The organism is Pseudomonas sp. VS40, from assembly GCF_018587885.1.
Classification (GTDB): Bacteria; Pseudomonadota; Gammaproteobacteria; order Pseudomonadales; family Pseudomonadaceae; genus Aquipseudomonas; species Aquipseudomonas pergaminensis.
This window is the reverse complement of the sequence record NZ_JAGYWD010000007.1, coordinates 223,752-241,091: the sequence shown is the minus strand read 5'-3', so window position 1 is coordinate 241,091 and position 17,340 is coordinate 223,752. Positions and strand designations below refer to the sequence as shown.

The 17,340-nt window shown below is 61.5% G+C and carries 19 protein-coding genes; 10 read left to right on the top strand and 9 right to left on the bottom strand.

Annotated elements, in window-relative coordinates; translation table 11 throughout:
- Positions 1-307 precede the first annotated feature (307 nt).
- On the bottom strand, positions 308-1,246 hold the full coding sequence (locus KHP07_RS21875) for a DnaJ C-terminal domain-containing protein (RefSeq protein WP_099493483.1): 939 nt from the start codon (positions 1,244-1,246) through the stop codon (positions 308-310).
- A 239-nt stretch (positions 1,247-1,485) separates the two neighbouring features.
- On the opposite strand from KHP07_RS21875, the gene KHP07_RS21870 reads away from it, so the two are divergent.
- Entirely contained in the window at positions 1,486-2,754 is a 1,269-nt protein-coding gene (locus KHP07_RS21870; protein ID WP_078046641.1) for an Hsp70 family protein, read from the top strand.
- Positions 2,755-2,815: 61 nt separating this feature from the next.
- Here the strand turns inward: KHP07_RS21870 and KHP07_RS21865 are convergent, their stop codons facing one another.
- The 5 genes from KHP07_RS21865 to KHP07_RS21845 form a co-directional block, all read right to left on the bottom strand.
- Complete coding sequence (locus tag KHP07_RS21865) at positions 2,816-3,415, bottom strand: hypothetical protein (protein ID WP_078046640.1); 600 nt, start codon at positions 3,413-3,415, stop codon at positions 2,816-2,818.
- Between the two features lie 23 nt (positions 3,416-3,438).
- Positions 3,439-4,017: a hypothetical protein gene (locus KHP07_RS21860; protein ID WP_078046639.1), complete on the bottom strand. Its 579-nt coding sequence runs from the start codon at positions 4,015-4,017 to the stop codon at positions 3,439-3,441.
- Between the two features lie 60 nt (positions 4,018-4,077).
- The gene (locus KHP07_RS21855; protein ID WP_078046638.1) at positions 4,078-5,091 is read right to left on the bottom strand and encodes an AI-2E family transporter; all 1,014 of its coding nucleotides are present in this window, start codon (positions 5,089-5,091) and stop codon (positions 4,078-4,080) included.
- A 207-nt stretch (positions 5,092-5,298) separates the two neighbouring features.
- Complete coding sequence (locus tag KHP07_RS21850; RefSeq protein WP_017849707.1) at positions 5,299-5,598, bottom strand: PsiF family protein; 300 nt, start codon at positions 5,596-5,598, stop codon at positions 5,299-5,301.
- 71 nt (positions 5,599-5,669) lie between these two features.
- Positions 5,670-6,458, bottom strand: a complete 789-nt coding sequence (locus KHP07_RS21845) for an AraC family transcriptional regulator (RefSeq protein WP_099493485.1) — start codon at positions 6,456-6,458, stop codon at positions 5,670-5,672.
- A gap of 97 nt (positions 6,459-6,555) precedes the next feature.
- On the opposite strand from KHP07_RS21845, the gene KHP07_RS21840 reads away from it, so the two are divergent.
- Positions 6,556-7,431, top strand: coding sequence for a DMT family transporter (locus tag KHP07_RS21840; RefSeq protein ID WP_078046636.1), 876 nt, complete (start codon positions 6,556-6,558; stop codon positions 7,429-7,431).
- Between the two features lie 103 nt (positions 7,432-7,534).
- Here the strand turns inward: KHP07_RS21840 and KHP07_RS21835 are convergent, their stop codons facing one another.
- A complete protein-coding gene (locus KHP07_RS21835; protein ID WP_099493486.1) occupies positions 7,535-8,425 on the bottom strand; it encodes an esterase/lipase family protein in 891 nt (296 codons plus the stop codon).
- Positions 8,426-8,596: 171 nt separating this feature from the next.
- Between KHP07_RS21835 and KHP07_RS21830 the strand changes: the two genes are divergently transcribed.
- Positions 8,597-9,127: a ferritin-like domain-containing protein gene (locus KHP07_RS21830; RefSeq protein ID WP_078046634.1), complete on the top strand. Its 531-nt coding sequence runs from the start codon at positions 8,597-8,599 to the stop codon at positions 9,125-9,127.
- A 51-nt stretch (positions 9,128-9,178) separates the two neighbouring features.
- On the opposite strand, the gene KHP07_RS21825 is transcribed toward KHP07_RS21830, so the two are convergent.
- Positions 9,179-11,248, bottom strand: a complete 2,070-nt coding sequence (locus KHP07_RS21825; RefSeq protein WP_078046633.1) for an AsmA family protein — start codon at positions 11,246-11,248, stop codon at positions 9,179-9,181.
- Positions 11,249-11,607: 359 nt separating this feature from the next.
- Between KHP07_RS21825 and KHP07_RS21820 the strand changes: the two genes are divergently transcribed.
- Together KHP07_RS21820 and KHP07_RS21815 are read left to right on the top strand one after the other, a co-directional pair.
- Positions 11,608-12,060, top strand: coding sequence for a hypothetical protein (locus KHP07_RS21820; protein ID WP_078046632.1), 453 nt, complete (start codon positions 11,608-11,610; stop codon positions 12,058-12,060).
- Positions 12,061-12,213: 153 nt separating this feature from the next.
- On the top strand, positions 12,214-12,846 hold the full coding sequence (locus tag KHP07_RS21815; protein WP_012721951.1) for a TetR family transcriptional regulator: 633 nt from the start codon (positions 12,214-12,216) through the stop codon (positions 12,844-12,846).
- A 5-nt stretch (positions 12,847-12,851) separates the two neighbouring features.
- Here the strand turns inward: KHP07_RS21815 and KHP07_RS21810 are convergent, their stop codons facing one another.
- On the bottom strand, positions 12,852-13,349 hold the full coding sequence (locus KHP07_RS21810; protein ID WP_078046631.1) for a C40 family peptidase: 498 nt from the start codon (positions 13,347-13,349) through the stop codon (positions 12,852-12,854).
- 277 nt (positions 13,350-13,626) lie between these two features.
- Here KHP07_RS21810 and ureE point away from each other — a divergent pair, with 277 nt between their 5' ends.
- The 5 genes from ureE to KHP07_RS21785 all read left to right on the top strand — a co-directional run bounded on the left by ureE (position 13,627) and on the right by KHP07_RS21785 (position 17,304).
- Positions 13,627-14,127, top strand: a complete 501-nt coding sequence (gene ureE / locus KHP07_RS21805) for an urease accessory protein UreE (protein ID WP_078046630.1) — start codon at positions 13,627-13,629, stop codon at positions 14,125-14,127.
- The gene (locus KHP07_RS21800; RefSeq protein WP_078046629.1) at positions 14,124-14,798 is read left to right on the top strand and encodes an urease accessory protein UreF; all 675 of its coding nucleotides are present in this window, start codon (positions 14,124-14,126) and stop codon (positions 14,796-14,798) included. Before ureE ends, KHP07_RS21800 begins: the two co-directional genes overlap by 4 nt.
- Positions 14,799-14,810: 12 nt before the next feature.
- A complete protein-coding gene (gene ureG, locus KHP07_RS21795; protein ID WP_016972570.1) occupies positions 14,811-15,425 on the top strand; it encodes an urease accessory protein UreG in 615 nt (204 codons plus the stop codon).
- A gap of 22 nt (positions 15,426-15,447) precedes the next feature.
- Entirely contained in the window at positions 15,448-16,020 is a 573-nt protein-coding gene (locus tag KHP07_RS21790; RefSeq protein ID WP_078046628.1) for a HupE/UreJ family protein, read from the top strand.
- Positions 16,021-16,194: 174 nt separating this feature from the next.
- Positions 16,195-17,304 carry an AGE family epimerase/isomerase gene (locus tag KHP07_RS21785; RefSeq protein WP_214498007.1) on the top strand — a complete coding sequence of 370 codons (1,110 nt, stop codon included), beginning with the start codon at positions 16,195-16,197 and terminating at the stop codon, positions 17,302-17,304.
- Positions 17,305-17,340 lie beyond the last annotated feature (36 nt).

The following is a 17,340-nucleotide window of genomic DNA, read 5'->3' as shown; positions in this document are numbered from 1 at the left end:
TTTGCGAAGAGAAGCTGGCGAATGTCGCAGTGTCCACTGCCTGGCGCTGGACCGGGGACGCCTGGTGATACCAGTCGGGCAAGTTGGCGGGCGCGTCTTTCACCGCCTGGCGCCGTTGTGGCGTGGCCTGGATCAACCAGTCGGGGATGGCTTGCTCAAGCAGGGGGTTGTGGATACTTGCACTGGCTGGCGTGGCCGGGAGTGGCGATGGTGTGCCGGGCATAGTGACTCTCCTGGTTCAAAGGGAGAGACAGCACACCATGCCCGGCACCGCTGGCCGCGGTAGATGCTTAGCCCACAGGGCCGATCAGAACCCCTCGCGCGGGTTGAACGCCGCCTTGGCAGCCAGTTCCTGCCACAGCGCCTTGACCTCATCGCTGCTGTCCTTGGGCATCACCGCCTTGAGCTGCACGAACAGGTAACCGCGCTGCCCGGCCTTGTTCAGCAGGCCATGGCCCTTGGCGCGCATGCGCTGGCCGTTCTGGCTGCCGGCAGGCACCTTGAGGTTGATCTTGCCGGTGAGCGTCGGCACCTGCACTTCAGCACCCAGCGCCAACTCCCACGGGGCCAGGGGCAGGTTGATGATCAGGTTTTCGCCGTCCACTTCGAACTTGGGGTGTGGCGCGAACTTGATGATCAGGTACAGGTCGCCATTGGCCCCACCGCCGATACCGGGGGCGCCTTGCGCCTTGAGGCGGATACGCTCGCCGTCGGCCACGCCGGCGGGGATCTTCACGTTCAGGCTCTTGGTGGTGTTGCTGACGTGACGCCCCGAAGCGTCGTACTGCGGCACCTGGAAGCTGATCTGCTTGGACTCGGTGGACAGCGTCTCTTCCAGGAACACCGACAGCTGCATCTCGACGTCCTGGCCTTTGCGCCCGGCAGGACGGCGCTGGCCGCCACCAAAGGCGTCGCCGCGCGAGCCGAAGATCGAGCTGAAGAAGTCCGAGAAATCCTCGCCACCACCGCCACCGCCGAAGCCGCCACGGCTCTGCCAGCCCGGCGGGCCCTGGAACGGCTGGCCATGCTGGCCGTATTTGCGCAGCTCGTCGTACTCGGCGCGCTTATCGGCGCTTTTAAGCGCTTCATAGGCTTCGGACGCGTCCTTGAACTTGGCTTCGGCGTCTTTTTCCTTGCTCACATCCGGGTGATATTTGCGTGCGAGTTTTCGATAGGCAGCCTTGATTTCCTTGTCATCGGCGCTCGGCTCGACACCCAATATCTTGTAGTAGTCTTTGAAATCCATCGGCGGTTCACCATCCTTAATCGAGATCGCACCGCCCAGGGCACAACGTGCGCTGCATTGCACTTGTTGAGTCTTGTGGCCTGGGGGTGCGTCAAAGTGTTATCGGCACTAGCCGTATGCAGCAGATGTGGGGGCAAATACCCAACTTTCAAGCACGATTTAGCGGATAGTCGGCCTACGCATCCGCCTTCGACTGGCATACACTGCGCGGCCGTTTTTCAACCGGAACCCGATAGATCATGAAAAACCCATCCCCAGCCCGTGCCTGCGGCATCGACTTTGGCACGTCCAACTCCACCGTCGGCTGGATCCGCCCCGGCGAGGAGACGCTCATCGCGCTGGAGGACGACAAGATCACGTTGCCGTCGGTGGTGTTCTTCAACTTCGAGGAGCGCCGCCCGGTGTACGGCCGCCTGGCCCTGCATGAATACCTGGAAAACTACGAAGGCCGGTTGATGCGCTCGCTCAAGAGCCTGCTGGGTTCCAAGCTGATCAAGCACGACACCAGCGTGCTGGGCACCGCGATGCCCTTCACCGACCTGCTGGCGCTGTTCATCGGCCAGCTCAAGAGCCGCGCCGAAGCCAATGCCGGGCGTGAGTTCGAAGAAGTGGTACTGGGCCGCCCGGTGTTCTTCGTCGATGACGACCCGATGGCAGACCAGGAAGCCGAAAACACCCTGGTCGACGTGGCACGCAAGATCGGCTTCAAGGACATCTCGTTCCAGTACGAGCCGATTGCAGCGGCGTTCGACTACGAGTCCACCATTGAAAAGGAAGAGTTGGTCCTGATCGTCGACATCGGCGGGGGTACGTCCGACTTCTCCCTGGTGCGCCTGTCCCCGGACCGTCGCCACAACGACAACCGCCAGAGCGACATCCTCGCCACCGGTGGCGTGCACATCGGCGGCACCGACTTCGACAAGCAGTTGAGCCTGCAAGGGATGATGCCGCTGTTCGGCTACGGCAGCCGCATGAAAAGCGGTGCCTACATGCCCACCAGCCACCACATGAACCTGGCCACCTGGCACACCATCAACTCGGTGTACTCGCAAAAATCCCAGCTGGCATTGGGCAGTATGCGCTACGACATCGAAGACACCGGTGGCATCGACCGCCTGTTCAAGCTGATCGAACAGCGCGCCGGGCACTGGCTGGCCATGGAAGTGGAAGAAACCAAGATCCAGCTGACCCACCAAGACAGCCGCCACGTGCTGCTGGACCGGGTTGAGCCAGGGTTGAGCGTGGAACTGAGCCGGACGCTATTTGAATCGGCCATCGACGGCTTGCTGGAGCGCGTGCGCAACAGCGTCACGCAGTTGCTCAACGATGCGTCGGTGAGCGTGGCACAGGTAGACACGGTGTTCTTCACCGGTGGTTCAAGCGGCATCCCGGCACTGCGCCACAGCATCTCGGCGATGTTGCCGAATGCACGGCATGTGGAAGGCAATATCTTCGGCAGTATCGGCAGTGGCCTGGCGATTGAGGCCAGCAAGCGTTACGGAAACTGATCTGTCGAGTGGTGAGCGGGCTTACCCCGCTCACCACAAAGACTCAGTTCGGCCCAAGATGCTAAGCGCCACACCCCACCCGCGCTTTTTGCACGCCGATGTACCGCTCAAATGTCCCGTACTTGGCCGGCACCTGGATCACGGCGCCCGGTTTGAGCCGCGCGTTCTCCCGGCTTGCCGCCAGGCTATCAACATAGGCCTGGCAAGCCGCCGACTTATCCCCCGCCATCTCGTAGGCAAAGCCTCGGTTCAAATTGAGATTGGTCACCACCTCAAACCGCCCGGCCTGGGCATAGATCGCCCGGGACTTCTCCAGGTACTCATTGGCTTTCACATAGCGCTGTTCGTAGGTCGCCGTGGTGTCACGAAAGCCCTGGGTCGTATAGCGGTCCTTCTGGCTGGCCAACGCCGACGACATGAAAAACAATCCATACCCGCGATAAGCGTCCGCCAGGCACAACTGATCCCCGGCCGCCGTGCACCGTTGCACGGCCTCGGCAATCAAGCGCTCGGCCGGCAATGGCCGCCCCTGATCCAGCAACGCGTCGGCGTCAGCCAACTTTTGCCGGGGATCGGAACTGGCCACGACACCGGCTGCGGAACAGCCGACCAGTGCCGAAAAGCCGATGGCGAGGAGTACGACGCTAAATTCCTTGTTCATGGAGCAGTCCTTTTTGCGGGGGGCTAGCGAAAATAGATCACCCATAGCCCAAGAAATGTCAGGCCCCACATGACAATGCCGGGCACGATCACCAAGTAGTTCCACGGATTGAACCGAGCGTTGCTCTGACCTTCCGGGTCGCCGGCGGCAAAATTGATCAGGGCCTGGGATTGTTGAAGGATGTAGGCACAAAGAGGCAGCGCCAGGAGCGTCAGGCTTTTATAGGCAAACAACGCCTCGACGCGCGCAGCCACGGCGTCGAACACGTTGGCGCCCACAGTCACCACCACAAACACCGTCGCCCATTGCTCAAAATCGAAATCGAATTTTCGGCCGCTCTCGACCACCCGCCGGTAGGCAAGGCGGTAAAGCTTGTGCACAAAGAAGATAAAAAAGAACGCGCGCGCCAACGGCAAGATATCGGCCTGGTTGGCTTTCTTGTACAGGCTCCAGTTTTTATACGCCCAGACATAGGTGTACAGCCCAAAACTGAGCAGGCTCAGAATCAGCAGCTTTTTCTGGGAAATGACATAAAACTCGGCAGCGGGCTTTACCGCCTCAGACAACTCTGCCGTTGGTGGAGCATAGATATTGTCGCTCACAGCTTGGATCCCTCTAAGTCCCTTTAAAGTCCACGACGCAACAGCGCTTCAGTTATTGCGTCAAACCATCCCGCCGAGCTTCAACTCGCTTTTCAGGTACGCATAGTAAATCGGCCCCGCCACCACGCCCGGCAAGCCGAAGGCGGCTTCAAACACCAGCATCGCCAGGAGCAATTCCCACGACTTGGCACTGATCTGCCCGCCTACGATGCGCGCGTTGAGGAAGTACTCGACCTTGTGGATCACGATCAGGTAACCCAGCGCCGCCACTGCGACCCAGATCGACAACGACAGCGCGACGATGGTGATCAGGGTGTTGGACATCAGGTTGCCGATCACCGGCAGCAGGCCGAGCAGGAAGGTCAGCACGATCAGGGTTTTGGTCAGCGGCAGGTGGATGCCGCACAGCGGCAGCACCACAGCAAGGAATATGGCGGTGAACGCGGTATTGAGCGCGGCGATCTTGATTTGCGCGAAGACGATGTTGCGAAACGCCTGGACCAGCAGGTGCAGACGGTCGAACAGCGCGGCGGCCAGGGGTTTGCGTTTGGTCAGGTCGGGCACGCGCTGCAGGGCGATGATCGCACCGAGCACCATGCCGATCAGCAAGGTGACGAACATGTGGGCAGCATCCTTACCCACAAGCTGCAGTTCGCTCAAATGCTTGCTCAGCCAGTCGCCAATGGCCACGCGGAACTCGGCGGCGCTGGCGGGCAGGTAGGCGTCAAGGAACGGCGGCAACTGGCCGCGCGCGCGGTCGACCACGCCCATGAATTTGTCGAGGGACGCCCCGGGGTTTTCCGCTTCGTGGAGCAGGAAGCTGATGGCGCCGGCAAAAATCAGGGTCAGCACGCTGACGATCAGGGTGCCGAGCAACGCCACCGCCAGCCAACGCGCGCGCCGGCCTTCGATCAATCGCTGCAGTTGGGGGGTGAGCATGTTGACCAGTTCATAGACCAACAGGCCGGCCAGCAGGCTGGGCAGCAATTTGAGCGGCAGGACCAGCAGCAACCCGCCGAAAATGATGATGTAGCTGGCCAGCAATATCACGTGACGTTGAGAAAACGTTGGCATACAGCCTCAAAACGAACGGCGTTAAAGGATGGGCAGTCTGCCAGCCTTGAGGGAATCAAGCGAGTGGATCGGTTGTGAATGCGATCAAGTGTGGGAGCCGGGCTTGCCCGCGATGGCCTCGCCGCGGTGTACCAGACAGAGCAAGGCGCCTGTATCGCGGGCAAGCCCAGCTCCCACACTTGATCTGCGGCGTTCGCGAACGAGTGATCAGCCTTTGAGACAGGTGCTCATAAAGGTTTTACGCGCATCGCCGGTCAACGCCTTGGTTTTCGCCGACGCATTGCAATCCTTCATCTTCTGCTGCTGCGGTGTCAGGGTCTTGGCGTCATTGGCTGCCGGGGCCGACAGGCAAGTCTTCATAAAGGCCTTGCGCTCGTCACCCTTGAGCGTCTTGGTGGTGGCTTCGGCGTTGCAGGTGGTCATTTTGTTTTGCTGGGCGGTGGCGGCAAAACCTTGGGAACACAGCAGCAGGCCCATCATCAACAGCGGAATTCGCAGCATCTTCATGGAGTTTTCTCCCTGTTACCGCACCGGGGGGCACGGCCTACCCAGCAGTGTAGTCAAAGCTTGTTACATCTTCATCGGCCGCGAATGTGTGTCCGTCGATACTGCTCAGGGGTGCAGCCGGCCTGGCGCTGGAACATGGCGATAAACGCCGAGGCGGTGCTGTAGCCCAGGTCAAACGCCACATGTTGCACGCTGCGTTCGCTGTCGAGGGCCTCGATGGCCGCCAGGTAACGCAAGCGCTGGCGCCACTCGCCAAAGCTCATGCCCAGCTCGCGCACAAACTGACGCGCCAGGGTGCGCTCGCTCACGTGCACCTGTTCGGCCCAATGCGCCAGCGGGCGGTTGTCGCCGGGGTCGGCCTGCAGGCCTTCCAGCACGCCGAGCAGGCCGGGGTGACGGGCGTAGGGCAAGAAACACTCATGAATCGGCGCTTGCTTGAGCTGGTCCACCAGCACCTGGGCCAGGCGGATGTCGGACTCAGTCTGCGGCATGTTCACATCGCGCTGGGCGAAGTCGCTGAGGATGGCCTTGAGGATGTCGCTGATGGCCAGGGTGCAAGGCTGCTGCGGCAATTGCTCGCAGAGTTCCGGCGCCAACCCGACCGAGTGGTAGACAATTGCCTCGGCATTGTAGGAGCTGTGTTCGGTATGCGGTGGCACCCACACGGCGTATTGCGGCGGTGACATGAAGCGGTTGCCGGCCACTTCCATGCGCATCACGCCGCTGGCCGAGTAGTCCAACGAGCCCCATAAATGCTGGTGCGGGGTGCATTCGGTGTCCGGGGCGAAATCCGAATAACGGAAGTACACCGGGCTCGGCAGCCGGGGGAAATCCGCCAGGCGTACATTGTGCTTGGCCATATTGTCTGGATACAGAGGTCGGTTGTCTGGATCGCAGTATAGGCTTCGATCCAGACAATGGATAATCCCGCCTCATCAACACACCTGGTTCCTTTCGATGCAATACGCTTATCCCCTGCTGGCCATTTTTATCTGGGCCGGCAACACCGTCGTCAATAAACTGGCCGTGGGCTCGATCTTCCCGGCGGAAATCGGCTTTTACCGCTGGCTGCTGGCGGCGCTGCTGTTCACGCCGTTCATGGTCAAGCCGGTGATCGCCAACTGGACGCTGATCCGCCCGAACCTGGGCAAGGTGTTCATCCTCGGCGTATTGGGCATGGCGGTGTACCAGAGCCTGGCGTACTACGCCGCGTCACTGACCAGCGCCACCAACATGGGCATTATCCTGTCGTTGATGCCATTGATGGCGCTGACGGCGGCCATTATCAGCCTCGGCCAGCGCCTGACCTACGGCGCCCTGACCGGCGCGGTGCTGTCATTCGCCGGTGTGGTCGTGGTGGTGTCGGCCGGCAGCCTCGACGCGCTGTTGCAGCACGGGGTCAACCTGGGTGACGGCATGATGCTGGTCGCGACCCTGGCCTACGCGGTCTACAGCACCCTGCTGAAAAAATGGCAGCTGCGCCTGCCGCCGCTGGTGTTGCTGTATCTGCAGGTGCTGGTGGCGGTGGTGGTGCTGTTTCCGCTGTTCCTGTTCTCGACCAAGGCCGGCCTGGGCTGGGCCAACATTCCGCTGGTGCTGTATGCCTGCCTGCTGGCCTCGATGCTGGCGCCGCTGGCGTGGATGCATTCAGTGAAAACCCTGGGGCCGAGCCGCACAACCTTGTTTTTCAACCTGCTGCCCCTGATCACCGCGCTGATTGCCGCCGTGGTGTTGAAGGAAGAACTGGCGCTGTATCACTTGGTGGGCGGCCTGCTGACCTTGGGTGGGGTGATCTTGTCGGAGCGCTGGACCACGCCGGTCAGTGCTGCCTGAACCGTCGTTATCGCAGGCAAGCCAGCTCCCACATTCCAAAGGTGGAACTCGGTCGAATGTGGGAGCGGGCTTGCTCGCGAAGAACGAAAACGCGGTCTCCCGACTAGACTCCAGCAGCCTTGAGCCTTTGCGCATGCTCGACAAATAGACGGATCGGCTCCGCGCCCTTGCCCACCAGGCCCATGGACTGGTTGACGATATCGAAGTGGTCAAGGGCGTAGTCATCGCCGATCACCAACCCCAAGTGTGAGCTGTAGCGCCCGACCATGCCGTCGCACTGGCCCTTTTCGCGCACGAAGCTGCGGGCGAACACGCGGCAGCTGCGATTCGTGCCGTCGAACAGGTTGCGGCCACGGTCGGTGATGCCCGGCTGCAAGGTGCCGGACCACGAGTAATAGCGCACGCCGTTGACCACTTCCGCGCCCTGCCCGCCCCATGTCTGCGGCAACCCCTGTGGATAATTTCGATTGAACAGCGCCACGCCGGCGCTGGTCAGGGAGTGATGGGACGCCTGCAAGTCCGCCTTGAAGCGTGGCCCGCGATAGCCGGTTTCCAGCACGCCCATCACGAAGGCGACCAGGTGAAACAGTGCGCTCATGAGTCGGCCTTTTACGCCGTCAGCGGGATAATGAAGATGGATATGGTCCGCCAGCTCCGAGCCATGATTGGGGCCGGCCACGGACGTCACCGACGCCACCCACTCCGGACGTTTGGCCGCCGCATACCGCGCGGTGAGCGAGCCCTGGCTATGGCCGATCAGGTTGACCTTGTCGGCCCCGGTGTCGCGGCGGATGCGCTCGATGTGCGCCAGCAATTGCTCGCCGCGCACCTCGCTGGAATCCAGCGGCGCCACCTGCACGGGAAACACCTGCGCCCCGCCCGCCCGTAGCGCGGGGACGATGCCGTACCAGTAGGGGAACCAAACCAGGCGCACAAATCCGAGCATGCCCGGCACCAACACCAGGGGGTAACGCGTGGCCAACGACTGCGGCATGAACCGGGCATCCTCTTAATCTGATCCATGCAGCCTAGCCCAGCCTCAAGTCCGGCTGATGACGCGGCTGGAAAATCCGATAAAACTTTTTGCGTTGCCTGGGACTCACAACTGGGAGCGATCACGCCGGCAGAGCGTGGCGCAAAACCGGATTAGCCCCAGGAGATTGAAATGACTGAAGCAAACTTGACTGACGTTGCGACCCTGCGCAGCCGCGCCCGCCAGAACGTCGAAAACGGTGCCGTGACCGAGGGCTACGACGCCGATCGCGAAGAAATCATTCGCCTGCTGAACGCCTCGCTGGCCACCGAGTTGGTCTGCGTGTTGCGCTACAAGCGCCACTACTTCATGGCCAGCGGCATTAAGGCGGCAGTCGCCGCGCAGGAATTCCTTGAGCACGCTACCCAGGAAGCCGAACACGCCGACAAGCTCGCCGAGCGCATCGTGCAGTTGGGCGGTGAGCCGGAGTTCAACCCGGACCTGCTGTCGAAGAACTCCCACGCACAGTACGTGGCAGGCAATAACTTGAAGGAAATGGTCTACGAAGACTTGGTAGCCGAGCGCATTGCCGTGGACAGCTACCGCGAAATCATTCAATACATCGGCGACACAGACCCAACCACGCGCCGCCTCTTCGAAGAAATCCTGGCCCAGGAAGAAGAGCATGCCGATGATATGGCCGACATCCTAGAAAGCCTGTAACCCCGCACTACCCTGTAGGAGCCGGCTTGCCGGCTCCTTTTTTTTGGCCGATCAACCTTTTACGGTTTTCGGCGCCTTGCCTTCCTTCATCTGTTGCAGCAACGGTGCGCACTCGTTCGGCTCGCCGCCACTTGGGGCAACCAGTGCCAGCAGCCCGGCCGCCGGGCCAGCGATGACACCGAGCGCCACCATGCCTGCGCCACGCAGCGCCAGGGGAATGGCTTTCACGCCGGCATTCGGCTTGATGAACGGCCCGTTAACGTACAACGGTGAACGCAGGGAGAACAGGCGGAAGCCTTTCGATTCCGGGGTGATGGTCAGGTCCAATTGCTCCGTGGCCATGTTCGCGGTGCCATCGATGTAGATGATGGCGTTCTCGGTATCGAACACAAACAACCGCGTGGTCGCCAGGCCGGTCTTGATCCCGAAGTCCGCCGCCGCGCAGTTGATCTTCACTTCCTTGTCGCCGAACAGGCGGCCCACCACGTAGTTGCCCACGTTGAGCCCGGCGATTTCCATCAGGCCACGGCTGATAGCGCCGTCGTTGATCAGCATCTTGAGGTCACCGTTGGAGGTGCCTAACAGTGCTGCGACCGAGTTGCCGCGCCCGGAGATATCGGCATCGCCGTTAAGCTCACCGAAACTGGTTTTCATCGGTTCGAAGGTTGGGAACAGCTGCTTGAGCTTGAAGTTGCGCGCGGTGAGTTTGGCGCGGCCCTCCATCGGCACCGTGCGGCCATTCAAACGAATCTGCGCGTCCAGCTTGCCGCCGGCCACGCCGAAACGCAGCGGTTCGAGGCTCAGTTCACCGTCATTGAGCACCAGGTGGGTGTAGAGGTCGGTAAAGGGCAGCTCGGCACTGTGCACGATGCGCTTGCCGGTAAATTCCACATCGGCATCCATGACGCGCCAGCGCTCGGTGCGGAACTCTTCCACTGGCAGCACTTTGGTCGCTGGCTGCTTGCTGTCGCCGCCACGGGCTTTTTGCTTGGCATTGGAGTCGGCGCCAATCAAGGGCGCGAGGTCGGTCATCAGCAATTGGTTGGAGACCAACGCACCACTGAGCTTGGGCCGTGGCTGGCTAGCGACGTAGCCGAGGTTGCCGTGGATATCGCTGTTGCCGATCTTGCCGTTGAAGTTTTCATAGCTGAACGAGGCGCCGTTGGCTTCGTGCAATTTGGCGATCAGATGCCCGTCGGTGGAGTAGGCCGGCGAGTCAGGCAGGGTCACGCCAGTCAGTGGGTAGAGGTTGCCCAGGCTGGAGCCGGCGAGTTTCAGGCGCAGGTCGAGGGCCCCCAGGTTGAGCGGGTCAGTGAGCGTGCCGGCCAGGGCGATGCTGGTGTCGGCAATCTTGACCTGGGCCTGCAAGGGGAACGGCTTGGCCGCGTCCTGCAGGGCGAGCAGTCCGCCGATCTTGCCGCTGCCGTCGAGCTTCTGGCCGTGGTATTGGCCTTTGACCTTGAGGCCAAACGCATAGTCCTGCGGGGCGGAGCCTTTTTCCAGCGCCTTTTTGGCATCGGCATCGCCGACGATTTCGCCGAAGGGGATGGGCTTGCCCAGCGGATCGATGATCACATCCAGTTGGGTCTTGAGGGTTTGGTCGTCGAGGGTCACATGGCCTTTGTCGAAGCCGATGGCACCGATGTCTACCACCCAATTGGAGGGCTCGGCGTTCGGGTCCTTAGGGTCGAACTTGAAGGTCCAGTTGGCGCGGCCGTCGGCCAGGCGCTGCAATTGCGCGCTCGGTTCGGTGAGGTCGATGCGCGGGATCACCACGCGCTGCACCAGCAATGCCAGCGGCGAAATGCGCAACTCGACCTTTTTGAGCGTGACCATCTGCGGGTTTTTCGACCAGTCAGGGTTGCCCAGGGTCAGGTCTTCGGCAATCACATGAGGCCACGGCACCCAGGCGCGCCAACCACCTTCATCGGGCTCACGCGCCCACACCACCGCCAGGTTGCCATTAATGGCAAACGGTCGGTGCAGCTCTTCCGAAACCTTGGCATTGAGGGTCGGCTTGATGCGGTTCCAGTCAAAGAACACCAGGACCACAACCGCCACGGCGATTAACAGAACGAAGCTGGCGCAGCTCCAAGCGATGATTTTACGAGTGCGCGTCATTGCACAGGACTCCTGAATACGACTGGCTGGGTCACAGCCCTTTAGGACAGCTTATAGAACTACGACTGGCAAACCGCGCGGGGGTTTAACCCAATCCCCGATTTGCCAGGAAAAACCTCGATTTCTGACCAACCCGACAGATTCCGCCCGGGACGGCGCACCAATGTTACCCATGTGCGTGTCGAAAATACCCACCCCGGTGCAAAACCGCGTGCTTGAGAGGCCCGTTCTAGAGCCTCCGCCTAGAACAATCAATTCTGTTGATTATTACCATTGTGTTTATGAACTTTTATATCGACTTATCGAGAGTAGCATTAGCCCTGTACCCACTTTATCGCCCTCCCAAGGAGCAACCCATCATGAAACGCCAAGTACTCGCTACCGCCCTGTTATCCATCCTGGCTTCCAGTGCCTTTGCCCTGCCAGCCGCCGAACAGGCCACCCCACAAGTCAAAGCTGACGCCGTTCATTACAGCCAGACTGTCGCTCGCAGCGGTTCGCAAGAAGAAGAGAACCGTGACTACGCCAAAGGTGCTGTTGCTGAAAATGGTTCGGAACAAGCCAACAAACGCGCTTACACCGAAGGCCTGACCGAAAACGGTCGCAACCGCCTGGAACAGAAAGGTCTGGTTGAAGGCGGTGCTGATCGCTTGCTGGAACGTAACGCTGTCGCCGAAGGTGGCCGTGATCGCCTCGAACAGAAAGGCCTGGTCGAAGGCGGTGCTGAACAAGCCAACAAACGCGCCTACACCGAAGGTGTTGCCGAAGGTGGTGCAGACCGTCTGCAAGAACTGCATCAAGCACAGAGCTAACCCCGTGGTGGCCCATAAAAAAGCCCGATCCGCCGATCGGGCTTTTGACTTTTTGTAGACCTTGTCACGCATGTCCTCCCTGCCAAGTTCGACGCCAGCGAAGCTGTTTTGCTAGAGTGCGTCGCTGTACTTGCCGACAAAGCCCGCCCGCCAATGCTGCCCCGCGCCGAACAAAAGCAACAGACCCGCCTCGCCCTGATGGACGCAGCCCGCCATCTGATGGAGTGTGGCCGTGGGTTTGGCAGCCTGAGCCTGCGCGAAGTGGCGAAGACGGCCGGCATCGTGCCCACCGGTTTCTATCGCCACTTTGCCGACATGGACCAGCTTGGCCTTGTGCTGGTGAGTGAAGTGGGCCAGACCTTCCGCGCCACGATCCGTCTGGTGCGCCACAACGAATTCGTGATGGGCGGTATTATCGATGCCTCCGTGCGGATCTTCCTCGATGTGGTCTCGGCCAACCGATCGCAATTCCTGTTCCTGGCCCGCGAGCAATACGGCGGCTGCCTGGCCGTGCGCCAGGCCATCGGTGCATTGCGCGAAGACATCACCCGTGACTTGGCGGCCGACCTGACGCTGATGCCCAAGCTGCAGCACCTGGATCCCGAAGGCTTGCACGTGATGGCCGACCTGATCGTCAAAAGTGTGTTCGCCACCCTCCCCGACATCATCGACCCACCGGCCCAGGCCCTGCCCGACCATCTCACGCCCCAGGCGAAAATCACCCAGCAATTGCGCTTTATCTTTATCGGCTTGAAGCACTGGCAAGGCCTGGGCAGCACCGAATAACGCGATCACCCCGCCGAGTGGAAACGCTTGGCCGTTGTGTAGTGCTTGTTCCAATACTTGTTGCTCAACGAGTCGATGCGGATGCTCTTGCCCGTGCGCGGCGAATGGATGAATTTGCCCTCGCCGATATAAAGGCCCACATGGCTGACCTGGCCGCGCCCATTACCTCTAAAAAACACCGCATCACCGGGCTTGAGCGCAGTGCGCTTGATGGTCGCGGCGGTTGAGCGGTGCATCGCGGCGGTGGTGCGCGGTATCTGGATATTGGCCTCGGTCTTGAACAGATAAACCAGGAAACTGCTGCAATCGAAGCCCTGGTCCGCCGAGGTGCCGCCCCATTTGTAAGGGGTGCCCAGCAGTTCGTGGGCGCGGTCGACCACATCGTTGATGGACGCTTCTTTCAGTGAGGCCGAGAAAGAAGTATGAGGCTGTAGAGAGGCGGAGGCCGATGAAAGCGCAAATGCCAGGCTGGCAATAAACAGGTAACAAAGTGACTTGAACATGATGAACGTCGCAGTGGATTAAACACGGCGCACAGACTAATGATCTCGCAGGTAAGCAGATGAACGCCGTTTCCTCAGACCCTGTAGGGAAAATCTGAAAACGCCCACCACGCGTGCAACAAGCAATAACTTGCACCACTTTGGAGCACTTCGTCGGTTTCCGCTCGCCCTATTTAGTGGCGCTGCCCCACCTGCCTACAGGCAATTCCTACTCTCCAACGAGGTTGGCAAGCCCCTTGCTCTAGGTGTTTCATCGCTCATAGCTGGAAGCTTCCTGATGCTGGTGATCCACCGTCGAATCGCCCCCCAAGCCCTCTGGGCCGCTGAGTTGCTGCTGAATTTCGAAGCACGCAGCAAAAGCCGCCTGCGCTGTTTCAGTGCCGACGGTGAAGACGTCGGCCTTTTCCTGGAGCGTGGCCAGCCACCGCTGCACGATGGCGAATGCCTGCAGGCCGAGGACGGACGCGTCGTACGCGTGTGCGCTCGGCCTGAACAACTCTTACATGTGACGTGCAGCAGTGCGTTTGAACTGACCCGCGCGGCCTATCACCTGGGCAACCGCCACGTAGCACTGCAAGTGGGCGATGGCTGGTTGCGCCTGCTCGACGACTATGTGCTCAAGGCCATGCTCGAACAACTGGGTGCGCACACCGAAACCATCGAGGCGCCGTTCCAGCCGGAGCATGGCGCCTACGGTGGCGGGCACCATCACTCGCGCCATGGCGATGAAGACTTCAACTACCCGCCCAAGCTGCACCAGTTCGGCGTGCGTCTATGAACCCAGCCTGGGCGCTGCTGCGTCTGGCCAGTCCGCAATTGCCGATTGGCGGCTACAGCTATTCCCAAGGCCTGGAAATGGCGGTGGAGAACGGCCGTGTCGCTGACGCAGCGAGTGCAAGACGCTGGATCAGCGATCAGTTGCTGCTCAACCTTGCGCGTTTCGAGGCACCGCTGCTGCTCGCCCATTGCCAGGCCGCCCTGGACGCGGATTGGTCGCGGCTGGCGCAGCTGTGCGACGAACACCGCGCCAGCCGCGAGACCCGCGAGCTGTATCAGGAGAGCCGGCAGATGGGCTACTCCCTGCAACAATTGCTCAACGGCCTGCCGGAATTGGACGACGCTGCGCGCGACTTCCTCGCACAAACCACCGAGCCCCACTTGGCCTTGGGCTGGGCCCTCGCCGCCCGCGCCTGGGGCATCAGCCCCGCCGATGCCCTCGCCGCCTGGCTGTGGAGCTGGCTGGAAAACCAATTGGCCGTGCTAATGAAGACCCTGCCCCTGGGCCAGCAAGCCGCCCAGCGCCTGACCAGCGAACTGCTGCCGCTGTTGCAGCAAGCCCAGCAGGATGCCAGCCGCATCGACCCCATCCCTTTCGGCAGCGCCGCGTTTGGCCTGTCCCTGGCGTGCATGGCCCACGAGCGCCAGTACAGCCGCCTGTTCCGTTCCTAGGAGAACACACCCATGAATACACAACCCCTGCGCGTCGGCATTGGCGGCCCGGTCGGTTCCGGCAAGACCGCCCTGACCTTGGCCCTGTGCCTCGCACTGCGCGACCGCTACAACCTGGCCGTGGTCACCAACGATATCTACACCCGCGAAGACGCCGACTTCCTGGTGCGCAACCAGGCCCTGGCGCCGGAACGCATCATCGGTGTGGAAACCGGCGGCTGCCCGCACACGGCGATCCGCGAAGACGCCTCGATCAACCTGGAGGCGGTGGATCAACTCAACCGCCGCTTCCCCGGCCTGGACCTGATCCTGGTGGAGTCCGGCGGCGACAACCTTTCGGCGACCTTCAGCCCGGAGCTGTCCGACCTGACCATCTACGTGATCGACGTGTCCGCCGGCGACAAGCTTCCGCGCAAGGGCGGGCCTGGCATCTGCAAGTCCGACCTGCTGGTGATCAACAAGATCGACCTGGCGCCTTTGGTCGGTGCGTCGCTGGAGCTGATGAACAGCGACACCACCCGCATGCGCAACGGCAAACCCTTTGTGTTCAGCAACCAGAAAACCGGTGTCGGCCTGGATGACATCGTCGCCTTCATCGAACGCCAAGGCCTGCTGACCGCCGCCTGATCAACCCATAAGGAACCTGTCCATGAGCCTCAAGAAACTCTTCACCGCCGCCGCCCTGCTGCTGGCCCCGGCCCTGGCCTTCGCTCATCCGGGCCATGGCGACAATGGCCTGGTGGCCGGCATCAGCCACCCTTTGAGCGGTATCGACCACCTGCTGGCCATGGTGGCGGTCGGCTTGTGGGCCGCCCAACAAAAAGGCGCCGCGCGCTGGGCACTGCCGTGCACCTTCGTGGGCACCATGCTAATCGGTGGTGTGCTGGGTTTTGAAGGCCTGGAATTGCCGGCGCTGGAAAGCGGGATTGCCGCGTCGGTGCTGGCGCTGGGCTTGGCGGTGGCGCTGGCGGTGCGTCCACCGTTGTTCGTGGCAGTCGGGGCGACGGCCTTGTTTGCGCTGTTCCACGGCGTGGCCCATGGCCTGGAACTGCCGGACATGTCCAGCCCTTGGACATATGCGGCGGGTTTTGTCGGTGCAACGGCGGTGCTGCACGCGGCCGGTTATGCCGTGGTGCGCTTCCTGCCAGCCGCAGCGGCGCCGTTGGTGCGGATTGCTGGGGCGGCTTCGGCGGCGACTGGAGCCTGGTTGCTCGCGGGCTGAGTGAAGTTGCGCTTGTACGGGCCTCATCGCAGGCAAACCCGCTCCCACATTTGATTGGATTTGCAAATCAAAATGTGGGAGCCGGGCTTGCCCGCGATGACGGTCTCAAAGACACCACACAACCCAAGCCTGATACCATGCGCGCCTACACCCCTGCCGTGACGACGCCAGCCAATGCCCAGCGCTTCCCAACCCGCCTTGAACACCGTGCTCACGCACTTCCACAGCCTGATCGTGCCGCTTTGGCAAGGCCCTGGCTGGAACGCCGAGTTGGCATTGCCCTATGAGGCGCTGGACGCCGATCACCAGCCGCTCCCCCCCCAACGCTATCGCGCCATGGCTTGTGCGCGGCAGTTGTACCTGTTCGCCAGCCTGATCGGCGAGCCCGGCGCAGGGTTTGCCGAAGAGCGCGCGGCGGCGCTGTTCCGTTCGCTGCAACGGCACTTCCACGACGCCGAGCACGGCGGCTGGTTCTACAGCATCGACCCTGCCGGCCAGCCGCTGGACAAGCGCAAAGATCTCTACACCCACGCGTTCATCATCTTTGCCTGCGCCCATTACTGGGCCAAGGTGCGCGAGCCGCTGGTGGAATCAGTCCTCAATGCTGCCCTGGAAGTGGTCGCCGAGCGGTTTTCCAGCGGCGACGGTTTGTATGAAGCCGTGCTGGAGCGCAACTGGTCGTCCCTCAAGTCCGGCCCGTTGCAGAACCCACTGATGCACCTGGCCGAAGGTTTCCTCGCTACCCTCGCCGTGCGTGAAGATGCACAAGTGCGAGCGGCCCTGCTGGCCTTGGCGACGGCCATGCAGCAGCGTTTCATCGACCGCCAGCACGGCGTGATGATGGAAAAACCGCTGGGCGCTGTGGATAACTGGTTCGAGCCGGGCCATCAATTCGAGTGGTTCTTTTTGCTGGAGTCTTCGGATGTGCTGCGCGGTACGCCGCTGCATGCTTCGCTGACGCGGGCTTTCGCCTACGCCGAGCTCAAGGGTGTGGATAACGCCAGCGGTGCGGTCAGCGGCATGTTGGCGCTGGATGGCACTGTGCGCGACGGAACCCAGCGGATCTGGGCCCAGGCCGAGTACCTGCGGGCACTGACCTTGCGGCCGGACAGCGAAGCAGTGCTGCAGCGCCAATTGCTGGCGCTGCAACAGCACTTCTTGCATGCAAAAGGCTGGAATGAATGCCTGGATGCCCAAGGTGTGGTGAGTCGGTGGGATATGCCTTCGACTACCCCTTATCATTTGGCGACTTGCTATCAGGGCCTTGTCCAGCATCTTGGGTGAATGCCAGGGTCTCTTCGCGAGCAAGCCCGCTCCCAC

Bases quoted from the DNA above. Each gene is read 5' to 3' on its own strand.
- ureE (WP_078046630.1), top strand. From the start codon at position 13,627: ATGCTGGTGATCCACCGTCGAATCGCCCCCCAAGCCCTCTGGGCCGCT.
- KHP07_RS21830 (WP_078046634.1), top strand. From the start codon at position 8,597: ATGACTGAAGCAAACTTGACTGACGTTGCGACCCTGCGCAGCCGCGCC.
- KHP07_RS21810 (WP_078046631.1), bottom strand. From the start codon at position 13,349: ATGTTCAAGTCACTTTGTTACCTGTTTATTGCCAGCCTGGCATTTGCG.
- KHP07_RS21820 (WP_078046632.1), top strand. From the start codon at position 11,608: ATGAAACGCCAAGTACTCGCTACCGCCCTGTTATCCATCCTGGCTTCC.
- KHP07_RS21870 (WP_078046641.1), top strand. From the start codon at position 1,486: ATGAAAAACCCATCCCCAGCCCGTGCCTGCGGCATCGACTTTGGCACG.
- KHP07_RS21835 (WP_099493486.1), bottom strand. From the start codon at position 8,425: ATGCCGCAGTCGTTGGCCACGCGTTACCCCCTGGTGTTGGTGCCGGGC.
- KHP07_RS21785 (WP_214498007.1), top strand. From the start codon at position 16,195: ATGCCCAGCGCTTCCCAACCCGCCTTGAACACCGTGCTCACGCACTTC.
- KHP07_RS21855 (WP_078046638.1), bottom strand. From the start codon at position 5,091: ATGCCAACGTTTTCTCAACGTCACGTGATATTGCTGGCCAGCTACATC.
- KHP07_RS21825 (WP_078046633.1), bottom strand. From the start codon at position 11,248: ATGACGCGCACTCGTAAAATCATCGCTTGGAGCTGCGCCAGCTTCGTT.
- KHP07_RS21875 (WP_099493483.1), bottom strand. From the start codon at position 1,246: ATGGATTTCAAAGACTACTACAAGATATTGGGTGTCGAGCCGAGCGCC.
- KHP07_RS21840 (WP_078046636.1), top strand. From the start codon at position 6,556: ATGCAATACGCTTATCCCCTGCTGGCCATTTTTATCTGGGCCGGCAAC.
- KHP07_RS21850 (WP_017849707.1), bottom strand. From the start codon at position 5,598: ATGAAGATGCTGCGAATTCCGCTGTTGATGATGGGCCTGCTGCTGTGT.
- KHP07_RS21845 (WP_099493485.1), bottom strand. From the start codon at position 6,458: ATGGCCAAGCACAATGTACGCCTGGCGGATTTCCCCCGGCTGCCGAGC.
- KHP07_RS21865 (WP_078046640.1), bottom strand. From the start codon at position 3,415: ATGAACAAGGAATTTAGCGTCGTACTCCTCGCCATCGGCTTTTCGGCA.
- KHP07_RS21815 (WP_012721951.1), top strand. From the start codon at position 12,214: ATGCTGCCCCGCGCCGAACAAAAGCAACAGACCCGCCTCGCCCTGATG.
- KHP07_RS21790 (WP_078046628.1), top strand. From the start codon at position 15,448: ATGAGCCTCAAGAAACTCTTCACCGCCGCCGCCCTGCTGCTGGCCCCG.
- ureG (WP_016972570.1), top strand. From the start codon at position 14,811: ATGAATACACAACCCCTGCGCGTCGGCATTGGCGGCCCGGTCGGTTCC.
- KHP07_RS21800 (WP_078046629.1), top strand. From the start codon at position 14,124: ATGAACCCAGCCTGGGCGCTGCTGCGTCTGGCCAGTCCGCAATTGCCG.